Source organism: Pseudomonas sp. UYIF39, assembly GCF_029963765.1.
Classification (GTDB): domain Bacteria; phylum Pseudomonadota; class Gammaproteobacteria; order Pseudomonadales; family Pseudomonadaceae; genus Aquipseudomonas.
Genome location: NZ_JALBYU010000021.1, coordinates 42,212 through 54,345, shown reverse-complemented (window position 1 = coordinate 54,345; position 12,134 = coordinate 42,212). Strand labels below are relative to the sequence as shown.

Genomic DNA, 12,134 nt, shown 5'->3' with positions numbered 1-12,134 from the left:
TATTATTGGGGGTGTGGGCGGGCCGATCTCAAACGGTAGGCGGTCCGGGATACCCGCAATGCACCCATGATTCCGACCGGCTGTACCACGCCATCATCACCAGTTGCAGCAATGAGCTGTGACCCATGCGCAGCAGACTTAACGAGCTGTTTTCCCAGCGATCGAGAAAGTGCCGGATCTCGTCGGCACTGGCGTTTTCCCAACTGCCCCAAATCCCGGTCAGTGGTCCGCGAGTCACGGCCATCCCCAGCACATCGAACAATTGCTGAGTGAGCTTGAGCATTTCCGGCGACAAGTGATTGAGGTCGATATCCAGGGTTTTAAGGGTGCCATCGACGGCCTCGGGCATTTTCTCTTCAGCCACGGCGCCGTCGAGCATGACCGGAATCAGCGCCCGCAAGAACAGCAGATCGCCACTGCGTAGAATCACAAAACCATTGGCCGGCACGCTCGATGAGCAGCCGCCGAGGCTCGCTCCCAAACCGGCGGTGGCGAGAAAAGCGCTGGCGCCCAGGCTGAATTTAAGCATGCCGCGCCGTGACAACGCGGGTGTGTCGGACAGGCTTTGGCTCATTATTGTTATTACCCGACGGTAATGATCGTTAGCGGATAAACAGCTTCTGAATCAGCTTCTGAATGGATTTTCCGTACGGCGGATAGATCAATTTCGCCGCATTGAACCGCTGTTTGATCAGCACACCTTTGGCTTTGCTGAAGGTCAGAAAACCTTCGTGGCCGTGGTAATGACCCATGCCCGACGCGCCGATCCCGCCGAATGGCATGTCGTCCTGAGCGACGTGCAGCAGGGTGTCGTTCAGGCACACGCCGCCGGAATGGGTTTCGTGAAGTACGCGGTGTTGCTCACGCTTGTCGTAGCCGAAGTAGTACAGGGCCAGCGGACGGGGTCGTTCATTGATATAGGCAAAGGCCTGATCCAGATCCTTGTAGGGAACGATCGGCAACAGCGGACCGAAGATTTCGTCCTGCATCACCATCATGTCGTTGCTGACGTTGAGCAGCAGGCTGTGGCTCATGCGGCGCCCCTGGCCCTTGTCGAACAGCGGAATCAGCAGCGCGCCCTTGCTGGTGGCGTCGCTGATGTAGCCGTTGAGGCGCGCCAATTGACGGTCATTGATGATCGCTGTGTAGTCCGGGTTGTCGGTCAAGGTCGGATAAAACCCGCGAACCGCCTGACGATAGGCTTCGACGAACGCTCCGACGCGATCTTCCGGCACCAGCACATAGTCCGGGGCCACGCAGGTCTGCCCGGCGTTGAGCGTCTTGCCGAAGGCGATGCGTTCGGCAGCGTCCTTGAGCGGCACGTCGCGCGACACGATGGCCGGCGATTTGCCGCCGAGTTCGAGGGTCACCGGGGTCAGGTTTTCGGCCGCTGCACGCATCACGTGTTTGCCGATGCTGGTGGCGCCAGTGAATAGCAGGTGATCGAAACGCAATCTGGAGAACGCTACACCGATATCGGCTTCGCCCAGTACTACGCAGACCAGGTCTTGCGGGAAGATCCGGCCCAGCAGTTCCTTGAGCAACAAACCGGTGGCGGGGGTCGATTCGCTGAGCTTGAGCATCACCCGATTGCCCGCCGACAACGCGCCTACCAATGGCCCGATGGCCAGATACAGCGGGTAGTTCCACGGCACGATCACCCCGATCACACCCAACGGTTGATAAATGACTTTGGCCGCTGCGGGTTGAAAGGCAATCCCGACCTTGCGCTTCGACGCCTTCATCCAGCCTTTGAGGTGCTGACTGGCGTAGTGAATGCCGTGCAGGCTGGGCATCAGTTCGGCGAGCAGGGTTTCATCGGCGCTGCGATGGCTGAAATCCTGGCTGATGGCATCGATCAGTGCCTGACGCTCATTGCTTAACAGATCGCGCAGAGCTTTCAGCCATTGTTGGCGCTGGGCGGCGGGCGGCATCGGGTTGGCGGCATACGCTGCGCGTTGAGCGTCGAACAGGGTCTGGAGCTCGTCCAGGGGCTGCTGCAGGTTCTGCAAGTAGGCGATGTCAGCAGTCATGGTCGGCTCCGGATTTATTGTAATGAGGAACTTTTTAGAGTCTATGCTCTATAAAGTCAAATGACATCCTGGCGCAGCTTTGTTTTATCCACTCGCGGTTAGGTCGTAAGATGCCCATCAACGCATTCTGAATTAAAGCCCAAGCCATGGCCCCTCGGATCAAAACCAGCGAGCGCATCGTGCAGAACAGCCTGGAGCTGTTCAATCAGCAGGGTGAACGCAGCATCAGCACCAACCACATTGCTGCCCACATGGAAATTTCCCCGGGCAACCTGTACTACCACTTCCCCAACAAGCAGGCGATCATCGCCGTGCTGTTCAGTGAATACGAAAGCCTGGTGGACAGCTTCCTGCGCCCGCCCCAGGGGCGCGCCGCCACGGTCGAGGACAAGCGCTTCTACCTCCAGGAGTTGCTGGCCGCGATGTGGCAATACCGGTTTTTGCACCGCGATCTGGAGCACTTGCTCGACAGCGATCCAGAGTTGGCCGCCCGTTATCGGCGCTTTTCCCAGCGCTGCCTGATCCATGGCACGCACATCTACGCGGGCTTCGTCGAGGCCGGCATCCTGCAAATGGACAAGGTTCAGATCGAATCCCTGACGCTCAATGCCTGGATCATCCTGACGTCCTGGGTGCGTTTTCTGTGCACCACCCGTGAAAACTCCAATCACCTGAGCGAACAGGCCATTAAACGTGGTGTGTACCAGGTGCTGGTGCTGGAGGCCGGTTTTGTCACGGACCAGTCTCGCGATGCGGTGAATGCGCTGTTCGAGGAGTTTTACGTGCCGCTGGCCCAAGCGCTGGAAGAAGTGGGGTAGAAAGTGCAGTAGGATCAACCATCGCCTAATCACAGGAGCCCGTTATGCCCATTGCGCAACTGATCAGCCCGCAAGCGTTGGACCTGAAAAAGGAGCAGCCGGGGCTGGTGATTCTGGATTGTCGTTTTGCCCTCGAGGACCTGGATTACGGTCAGCGCAGTTATGCCGAAGGGCATATTGCCGGGTCGAGCTTTGCCGATCTTGAGCGTGATTTGAGTGGGACAGTGATCAAGGGTGTGACCGGGCGGCATCCGTTGCCAGAACCTGAAGAATTGATCGAACGTCTGCAAGCCTGGGGCGTCAACGCCGACAGCGATGTGATTTTGTACGACGACGGTCCGGGTGCGTTCGCGGCGCGGGCCTGGTGGTTGCTGGCCTGGCTGGGCAAACGTGACGGCGTGTTTATTCTGGATGGCGGACTCAAGGCCTGGCACGCGGCCGGTTTGCCCCTGAGTCTTGATGCGCCGCAGATTGAACGGGGCACCTTTACGGGCTCGCCGGACAACGCGCTGATCTTGAGCGCCGAACAGCTCCAGCAACGTCTCGGCCAGCCTGAGCTGACCTTGCTCGATGCCCGCGGATTGCCGCGTTTCAAGGGTGAAGTAGAGCCGATCGACCCGATTGCCGGGCACATCCCCGGCGCGCAATGTGCGGCGTTCACCGACAACCTGGGCAGCGACGGGCGTTTTCTGCCGGCCGATCAGCTCAAACAGCGTTTTGCCGAGAAGCTCGGTGATCGTTCGCCGACCGATCTGGTGGCGTACTGCGGTTCTGGCGTGACGGCCTGTCACAACCTGTTTGCGTTGTGTCTGGCCGGGTATCCGCTGGGGTCGTTGTATGCCGGTTCATGGAGCGAGTGGATCAACGATCCTGCGCACGGCATCGCCATCGGCGAATAAACGCTTAACCCATGTGGGAGCGAGCCTGCTCGCTCCCACATTTTGATCTTCGTCGTTATCAATATCCCGGTAACTGCCGGGCGCTGCGATATGCGCCCGGCCCGACACCGTAAACCTGCTTGAACTGCCGGCTCAGATGACTCTGGTCAGCAAACCCCAGCTGCGTCGTCACTTCCAGCGGCAAACAACCGTTCTGTAACAGCACTCGCGCCCGAGCGATGCGCTGTTGCATCAGCCAGGTGTGCGGCGGCATGCCAGTGGCGCGGCGGAACACCCGGGCGAAGTGGAAGGGTGAAAGGTTGACCGCTGCGGCCAGTTCTTCCAGCGAGGGCGGCGTCGCCAACTGTGTTTGCAGCAGATCCTTGGCCAGCGTCACCGCCCGATGTTCCTTGCCCGGCTTGCCTGCAATCGGCACCGCTGCGTGCCGTTGCAGCAGCGACAGCATCATTTCCCGCCAGACCGTTTGTTGTTGCAAAGCAGTGGACGGACTTTCCAGGAGACGATGCAGTTGGCAGAAACCCTTCACCAGATCCGGATCGCGATACAGCGTGGCGCCAAACGCCGGCAAGTTGTTGGTCGGCAGTTCCAGCTCCGCCAACAGAGACAGTATCTGACCGCTGTCCGGATAGAACGCCCGATACAACCAACCATCCTCCGTGCCTTTATGGCCGGTGTGCAGTTCGTCCGGATTGATCAGCACCAGCGTGCCGCTGCCGGCCAGGTGTTCGGCACCGCGATAGCGATAGCGTTGGGCGCCGGCCATGATCATGCCGATCACATAACCGTCATGCACATGGGGCGCGAAACGGTGTTCGATGTAGCGCGCGGACAATAACTCGACGCCGGCCAGTGGCGCTGTTTGCCAGAATCGGATCGACTCACCCTGATCGACGCCCATGGCCTTACTGACGACCCGCGGCGGTCAACCACTGCGGGATGCGGCGTTCCAGGTAGTAGCCCGGTTGCCGGAACGAACCATCGACGAAGCCGACATGCCCACCCTTGGTCTGTAACTCGAATTGAGTGCAGGCGGACAATTCGTCCGCTTGCGGCAGGCTATGAGGAAATACAAACGGGTCATCGGCCGCTTGAATGATCAGGGTCGGCGTACGAATCTCGCCAAGGAAGTAGCGACTCGAAGCGCGGCGATAGTAATCCTTGGCATCGGCGAAACCGTTCAGCGGCGCGGTGACCCGGCCATCGAAATCCCAGAACGTGCGCATGTTCTCCAGCGAGCCCAGCGCGGCCAATGCCGCCAGACCATCCTCGCGCCCGTCATGCTGGAATCGTCGCTGCTTGTTCTTGATATAGGCCACCATCTGCCGCATGAAATGCGCCTGATAGACCTTGGAGAAACCCTGGCCAATACGGTCGGCGCATTGATCGAGACGAAACGGCACCGACACCGCCACCGCACCGACCACGCCGCTGTCACGGCCGGATTCCCCCAAGTGCTTGAGCAATACATTGCCGCCCAGGGAATAGCCGACCGCATACAACGGCGCGAGCGGTCGTTGGGCTTTCAGGTGTTTGATGGTTTCGGCCAGGTCTTCACTGACGCCGGAGTGGTAACTGCGCGGCAACAGATTCGGCTCGCCCGAACAGCCGCGCCAGTTCAGTGCGACGCTGGCCCAGCCTTGATCTCCCAAGACTTTTTGCAGGCCAGCCACATAGGGCGAGTTCGACGAACCAGTCAGCCCGTGCAATACCAGCACCAACGGCGCGTCGGCTGTATGAGGGCCGTGCCAGTCGAGATCAAGGAAGTCGCCATCGTCGAGCCAAAGCCGTTCGCGTGTGCGGTCGATATGCGTGGTTTTACGCCACAGCGGCCCCCACAAGGTTTGCAAGTGCGGGTTGCCAAGGCCGATGGCCGGGGTGAAGCGTTCGCTGGGCTGGAGCACGAAGTTTCTCTAAAAGGTCAAACAGTCGGCGTCAGGGCCGAAAAGCGTGGCCATGGCGCCTGTGTCCAAAGAAACTAACTTGCCACAATCCCCGTCTCGGCGCGACACATGCTCTGCGGCACCTCGTTGGTCGGGAGAGGCAGAGGCTGTTGTTCTACGGTCGGGCCTATGGTCACCACCGACCATTGGTCCGCGTCAAAGTGCTTGTTCAAGGCTGCTTTGATTTGCGCAACGGTCAATGTCTGAGCCTGTTCGATTGAAAAATCCAGATCGAGCGGCAAGTCGTATTGGTTGATGTTGACCAGTAGATCGAGAATCTGTGAATTGCTGGCGCTGTTCAACGCGCTGCTGCTGCGCAGTTGGCGCAGGGTGTCGTCGAGTTCCTGTTGTGTCGGACCCGTTTGCAAGTAGTCGCGATACATTGACTGCACCAGCTTCACCGCCCCTTCGCTGAACTGTGGGCTGGTATTCAGGCTGATGACGGCAGTACCGCCTTCCTGCCAGAGGGTGTTCTCCAGTTGCACGACATAGGTCAAACCGCGTTTTTCTCTCAGCTCCGTCATCAGTCGCGAAGAGACTTTCTGCCCACCGAAAATCATATGGGCCACTTTCAGCGCCATGTAATCGGGGTGCTGCGGTGTCACACCGGGCTGCCCCAGCATGATCTGCGTCTGACTCAGGGGGCGCTCGATATGTCGTGACGTCGCAACACCCTGTCGCCGCGGGAGCGGAATCACGGGAGCCATTTTGGAACCTGCTGGCAGCGCGTTGAAAACCTGCATGCTCATCGCCTGAGCCTGTTCCAGTGTCAGGTCGCCGACCAGCGTAATCAGCACATTCGCCGCGCTATAGGCTTGCCGATGGAACGCCTGGACCTGTTCCCGAGAGAGCGCAGCCAGGCTTTCTTCTGTGCCATAGACTGGTTGGGCGTAAGGGTGTCCAGCCATTAGCAAGTCATTCATGGCTTGGGTGATTTGTGAATCGGGATTCTGCTGCTGGGTCTTGAGTAAGTCGGTCAGTTCTTTTTTGACGTTGACCAGTGCTTTGTCGGTCAGCAGGGGTTGGCCAAGTATCTGGGTAAACAGCAACAGCGCCGGGTCGCGCTTATCGTTGGCAGTCAGGCTGCGCAAGGACAATGAGGCCCGATCCTGCTCGATTTTCATGTTGGTTTTTGCGCCAAGGCCGTCAAAGGTTTCGGAAATCGCGGAGAGATCCTTGCCTGGTACGCCTTCGTTAAGCAGGCTGAACGTCGTTGCCGCCAGACCGGAATGCTCACCATCTCGTGTGCTGCCGGCAGGGAAACTGACATGCAGGTCGAACATCGGCAGTTCTGGAGTGCGAATAAACAGCACCTTGCCACCGGCCGGCGATTTCCAACCGTGGATTTTCAGGGTGCGCAAGGCTGCTGCCTGCGCGTCCAGCTCTGCCAGAGATTGCAGACGTGAAGACTGAACCACAGCAGGAAGCTGTGATTCGGTGTCGGCCAAGGCCAGACAGCCTTGCAGGCCTGCGATCACTAACAGCCACAGTGTCACGCAGGTGACCTTATTCATCGTTTTTCTCCACGAGGATATGGGCGGTGCTCAGGCGTTGTCGGGTCAGGTACGTCCGCGCGACGTGCTGAATGTCTGCGGGGGTTACCTGATTCAGTTCTTTGACACCCTCTTCCATCAGTCGCCAGGAAAGGCCGATGCTCTCAAGTGCACCGAGGTGATCCGCCTGGTTTTCAATGTTGTCGCGGGCGTAGATCTGCCCGGCGATCAGCAGGGTGCGGGCGCGCTCCAGTTCGACGCTGTCGGGCGGTGCGGACTTTAGTTCGTCGAGCAGTTCCCAGATGCGGGCCTGGGCTTGATCAAGGCTTTCGTTGCGTTGACTGTGGAGCTGGGCGGTGAGGGTAAGAACACTGTCACCTCGATAAAGCGCGTTGTATTCGGACGAGGTGCTGGAAAACAACCTGTCGGTAAATTGCAGGCTTTTACGCAGGCGTGCGCTGTTCGAGCCGGCCAGCAAGGTGTTGAGCAGCCTTAATGCATGTGCCGTTCGACGATTTTCGACGGTGGCAAGGCTCGGGACATTGAACGACATGATCAATCGAGGCGCCGGGATCGCCTGGTGCAGGATGATTTTCCGCTCTCCGGGCTCGGCCAACTCCATCGATGTCCTTGCCGCGACAAACGGTCTGGCCGCCAGTACGCCGAAGTAGCGCTCGACCAGGGGCTTCACCTTTTCCAGCGTGACGTCACCGACAATGACGAGCGTGGCATTACCGGGGGCGTAGTGGGTCTGGTACCAGTGACGCACATCATCAGCGTTCAGGCGTTGCAAGTCGTGCATCCAGCCGATGATTGGCGCGCCATAGCTGCTGGCGGGAAAGGCGATGCTGGTGAGGTGGTGTTGTGCGATTGCGTCGAGATCATCGTCGACCCGTAGTCGCCGTTCTTCCTGAATGACAGCCAGCTCCGGAATAAAATCCTCGGCTCGCAAATGAGCCGTCGAGATCATGTCGGCCATCAACTCGAAGGCGACGCCCAGCTGGTGAGGCTGCACGGTCTGGTAGTAGGTGGTGACGTCCTTGTCGGTAAAGGCGTTATGTGAAGCGCCCAGCTTGTCCAGAATGGCGGAAGCTTCACCTGCACAGGTCTTGCTGCTGCCTTTGAAGAGCATGTGCTCCAGCGCGTGGGACAAGCCGGACTTCCCCGGCGGTTCATCGCTGGAGCCGACCTTTACCCAGAATTGTGAGGTCACCACTGGGGCGCGATGGTCCTCGTGCACCACAACTTTCAGGCCGTTGCTTAACGTGAATTCGTGGGTCGGTTTTGCGGGTTCGGCCAGTGCCGTGAAGGGCAGTAACCAGGAAAAGAGCAGCATCCTGCTGCGGGAGATGTTCATCCGTGTTCATCCTCAGTGGTTTACGGAAATTGCGTAAACCACTGTGGAGACATGGACGAGGCCGTTGGCGGTAATTATTTACCGCGCTTGATGCCTTGTTTCAGGCTACGTTGCGATGACAGTTTCAGTTTGCCAGCGGGCTGCGCTGCCACAACGCGTAATACACTCGCCCGGATTTCTGCTCGCGGTGCAGGCGCCAGTTCGCCGGCAATCCAAGCATCGAAGGGGCGTTTTCGCTTTCGGTGTAGATCCAGGCGTCATCGGCCAGCCATTGGCGCTCTTCGAGCAAGGCGCAAACGCCCGGCAACAGGTTCTGGTTGAACGGCGGATCGAGGAACACCAGGTCGTACGCAGTCGCTGTCTGGGTTTCCAGGTAGCGCAGGGCGTCGGCAGTCTGCACTTGGCCGGTGGTGCAGCGCAGTGTGCCCAGATGTTCCTTGATGCTGGCAACCGCGATGTTGCTGGCGTCCAGCGCCTGACCCATGGCCGCGCCACGGGACAAGGCTTCGAGGAACAACGCGCCGCTGCCGGCGAACGGGTCCAGGACCTTGGCGCCAGCGACATACGGCGCGAGCCAGTTGAACAGGGTTTCACGCACCCGGTCCGGGGTCGGGCGCAAGCCCGGTGCATCCGGGAAGCTGAGCTTTCGGCTGCCCCATTCACCGCCGATGATGCGCAGTTGGTTCACGCCGTTATGGACGTTATGTACGGGTTTTTTAGGACGAGTGGCCATTAATGCTCCGGAACCCCGAGCGGTTGCTCGGCAGGTTTATCAGTTGGGGCCGGTAACGGCTTTTGCGGCACGGTCGGGCCAGCGCTGACGATGACCATTTTGTCCGTGCTCAAGTGTTTGTTCAGTGCGGTTTTGACCTGCTCGACCGTCAGGCTCTGGGACTCGCGCATAAAGTCATCCAGGTAACTCAGCGGCAGGTTGTAGAAACCCATGGCGCCGAGTTGGCCGACGATATCGGCGTTGCTGGCGGTGGACAGCGGAAAGCTGCCGGCCAGTTCACGCTTGGCGTCGTCGAGTTCTTTCTGGGTCGGGCCGGTTTTAAGGTAGTCGGCGAGCACATCCTGAACCAGTTTCAACGTACCTTCGCTCATCTCGGCGCGGGTTTGCAGGTTGATCATGAACGGGCCGCGAGCCTGCATCGGGGTGAAGCCCGAATAGACGCCGTACGTCAGGCCGCGTTTCTCGCGCACTTCGCTCATCAACCGGGTGCCGAAACCACCGCCACCGAGGATCTGGTTGCCCATGGACAGTGCAGCGTAGTCCGGGTCGTCGCGGTCGATGCCCAATTGCGCGAGCATCAGGTTGGTCTGCTTGGACGGGAACTCGATGTGGCCGATGCTGGCTTTCGGCTCCTCCGGTTGCGGGATTCTCGCCAGTTCAGGGCCTTTTGGCAGCGCGCTGGAGACTTGTGCGGCAATCGCTTCGGCCTCGGTGCGAGACAGGTCGCCCACCAGCGCAATCACCACGTTGCCAGCCGCATAGGCTTTTTCATGGAACGCTTTCAGTTGAGCCAGTGTGATGGCTGGAACGGTTTTCGCCGTGCCGTCGCTGGAATGTGCATACGGGTGTTCACCGTACAGACGGTTCATCAGCTCCAGGCTCGCCAGTTTGCCCGGGTTCTGCTTTTGGTATTCGAAGCCGGCGAGCATCTGGTTCTTGATGCGCGCAAAGGAATCGGCCGGGAAGGTCGGTTTGCCGACGACGTCAGAGAACAACTTCAGGGCCGGTTCGCGTTTGTCCGCGGCGCTGAGGCTGCGCAGGGAGGCCAGAGCCATGTCTTTAAACGCGCCGTTGCCAAAGTCTGCACCCAGGCCTTCGAAGCCTTGAGCGATAGCGCCAACATCTTTACCGGCCACGCCTTCGTTGAGCATGGCGTTGGTCAGCACGGCGAGGCCGGGTGCGTCGCCGTCCTGGCTGCTGCCGGCGGCGAAGATCAGGCGCATGTCGAACATCGGCAGCTCCCGGGCTTCAACGAACAGCACCTTGGCGCCCTCGGCGGTTTTCCAGGTCTGCACGTCCAGGGTACGGTGGCTTGGCGCTTTGCCGTCGAGTTCGGTCAGTGATTGCAGTTTCTGGCTGACCTTGGCCTTGTCGAGGGCTTCGCTGGCTTTGGATTCGTCGGTCTTTGAGAAGTAAAACGCGGCAGACCCGATCAAGGCGACAGCGATCAGGCCAATCAGCGCCAGGCGCGGTTTTTTACGCTCACTCATGAGTCGTCTCCTCTGGCAGTACATGGGCGACGCTGAGACGTTCGCGGGTGAAATACAGCTTGGCGGCTTTCTGGATGTCTTGCGGGGTCACGCTTTCCAGTTCGGCGAGTTCGGTGTCCATCAGTTTCCACGACAGACCGACGGTTTCCAGTTGGCCAATGGCGGTGGCCTGGCTGGTGATCGAGTCACGCTCGTAGACCAGGCCGGCGATGACCTGTGCGCGGACGCGTTCCAGTTCTTCAGCGGACGGCGCGGTGGTTTTCAGCTGTTCGAGCAGCTTCCACAGGCCAGCTTCGGCTTGAGCCATGGTTTTGTTTTTCTGGGTATTGGGCGTTGCCGACAAAGTGAACAGGCTGTCGCCACGGGTATAGGCGTCGTAGCTCGACGAGCCGCCGGACACCAGCTCTTCGCCGCGCTCCAGTTGCGTCGGGATACGCCCGCTGTAGCCGCCGTCGAGCAGGGCGGAGATCAGGCGCAAGGCGTTGACCGAGCGTTTGTCTTCAGCGGTGGCGATGCTTGGCACGTTGAAACCCAGCATCAGGCTTGGCAGTTGGGTCTGCACATGCAGGGTGATCTGGCGTTCGCCGGGTTCGGCCAGTTCCAGCGGGATTTTCGCCGGTGGCACATCACGTTTGACGATTGGGCCAAAATAGCGCTGGGCCAGGGTTTTGACCTCGTCCGGGGTCACGTCGCCCACCACCACCAACGTGGCGTTGTTCGGCACGTACCAGGATTGGTACCAGTGGCGCAGCTCTTCGACTTTCATGCGGTCCAGGTCAGCCATCCAGCCGATGGTCGGCGTGTGGTAACCGCTGGCCGGGTAGGCCATGGCCTTGAAACGTTCGTAGGCCTTGGACATCGGCTTGTCGTCGGTGCGCAGGCGACGTTCTTCTTTAATGACTTCGATCTCGCGGGAGAACTCGTCGGCTGGCAGACGCAGGCTGGCCATGCGGTCGGCTTCCAGCTCGAAGGCCACGCCCAGACGGTCGCGGGCCAGCACCTGGTAATACGCCGTGAAGTCATCGCTGGTGAACGCGTTCTCTTCGGCGCCGAGGTCGCGCAGGATCAGCGACGCTTCGCCGGGGCCGACTTTCTCGCTGCCCTTGAACATCATGTGTTCCAGAGCGTGGGACAAACCGGTCTGGCCCGGTGTCTCGTAGCTTGAGCCGACCTTGTACCAGACTTGGGAAACCACCACTGGCGCACGATGGTCTTCGCGCACGACGACCTTCAGGCCGTTATCAAGGGTGAATTCGTGGGTGGGTTGTGGATCGGCAGCCAGGGCCGAAAGGGGCAGACAAACTGTGCTGAGCAGCAGGCCTGCAGCGCGGCGGGCTAGAGCATTCATTCGTTTTTAAACCTTTGGGGCTG

General features: G+C 59.6%; 11 protein-coding genes. 2 read left to right on the top strand and 9 right to left on the bottom strand.

The features are described 5' to 3' along the window. Positions 1-28: 28 nt before the first annotated feature. A complete protein-coding gene (locus MO767_RS23630; protein WP_282482476.1) occupies positions 29-574 on the bottom strand; it encodes a twin-arginine translocation pathway signal protein in 546 nt (181 codons plus the stop codon). 28 nt (positions 575-602) lie between these two features. Then, a complete protein-coding gene (locus MO767_RS23625) occupies positions 603-2,033 on the bottom strand; it encodes a coniferyl aldehyde dehydrogenase (protein ID WP_282482475.1) in 1,431 nt (476 codons plus the stop codon). 146 nt (positions 2,034-2,179) lie between these two features. Between MO767_RS23625 and MO767_RS23620 the strand changes: the two genes are divergently transcribed. Both MO767_RS23620 and MO767_RS23615 read left to right on the top strand, forming a co-directional pair. Continuing rightward, positions 2,180-2,851 carry a TetR/AcrR family transcriptional regulator gene (locus tag MO767_RS23620; RefSeq protein WP_282482474.1) on the top strand — a complete coding sequence of 224 codons (672 nt, stop codon included), beginning with the start codon at positions 2,180-2,182 and terminating at the stop codon, positions 2,849-2,851. Between the two features lie 44 nt (positions 2,852-2,895). Then, positions 2,896-3,750, top strand: coding sequence for a sulfurtransferase (locus MO767_RS23615; RefSeq protein ID WP_282482473.1), 855 nt, complete (start codon positions 2,896-2,898; stop codon positions 3,748-3,750). A 58-nt stretch (positions 3,751-3,808) separates the two neighbouring features. Here the strand turns inward: MO767_RS23615 and MO767_RS23610 are convergent, their stop codons facing one another. The 7 genes from MO767_RS23610 to MO767_RS23580 form a co-directional block, all read right to left on the bottom strand. After that, positions 3,809-4,648 carry an AraC family transcriptional regulator gene (locus MO767_RS23610; RefSeq protein ID WP_282482472.1) on the bottom strand — a complete coding sequence of 280 codons (840 nt, stop codon included), beginning with the start codon at positions 4,646-4,648 and terminating at the stop codon, positions 3,809-3,811. Between the two features lie 4 nt (positions 4,649-4,652). Beyond that, the gene (locus tag MO767_RS23605) at positions 4,653-5,651 is read right to left on the bottom strand and encodes a hydrolase (protein ID WP_282482471.1); all 999 of its coding nucleotides are present in this window, start codon (positions 5,649-5,651) and stop codon (positions 4,653-4,655) included. A 74-nt stretch (positions 5,652-5,725) separates the two neighbouring features. After that, on the bottom strand, positions 5,726-7,204 hold the full coding sequence (locus tag MO767_RS23600) for a pitrilysin family protein (RefSeq protein ID WP_282482470.1): 1,479 nt from the start codon (positions 7,202-7,204) through the stop codon (positions 5,726-5,728). Next, positions 7,197-8,540 carry a pitrilysin family protein gene (locus tag MO767_RS23595; protein WP_282482469.1) on the bottom strand — a complete coding sequence of 448 codons (1,344 nt, stop codon included), beginning with the start codon at positions 8,538-8,540 and terminating at the stop codon, positions 7,197-7,199. The genes MO767_RS23600 and MO767_RS23595 overlap by 8 nt, the downstream gene beginning before the upstream one ends. A 124-nt stretch (positions 8,541-8,664) precedes the next feature. Next, positions 8,665-9,273 carry a 16S rRNA (guanine(966)-N(2))-methyltransferase RsmD gene (gene rsmD / locus MO767_RS23590; protein WP_282482468.1) on the bottom strand — a complete coding sequence of 203 codons (609 nt, stop codon included), beginning with the start codon at positions 9,271-9,273 and terminating at the stop codon, positions 8,665-8,667. Further along, positions 9,273-10,763 carry a pitrilysin family protein gene (locus MO767_RS23585; protein ID WP_282482467.1) on the bottom strand — a complete coding sequence of 497 codons (1,491 nt, stop codon included), beginning with the start codon at positions 10,761-10,763 and terminating at the stop codon, positions 9,273-9,275. The genes rsmD and MO767_RS23585 overlap by 1 nt, the downstream gene beginning before the upstream one ends. Continuing rightward, positions 10,756-12,111 (bottom strand): pitrilysin family protein, encoded by a 1,356-nt coding sequence (locus tag MO767_RS23580; RefSeq protein ID WP_282482466.1) that lies wholly within the window; start codon positions 12,109-12,111, stop codon positions 10,756-10,758. The genes MO767_RS23585 and MO767_RS23580 overlap by 8 nt, the downstream gene beginning before the upstream one ends. Positions 12,112-12,134 lie beyond the last annotated feature (23 nt).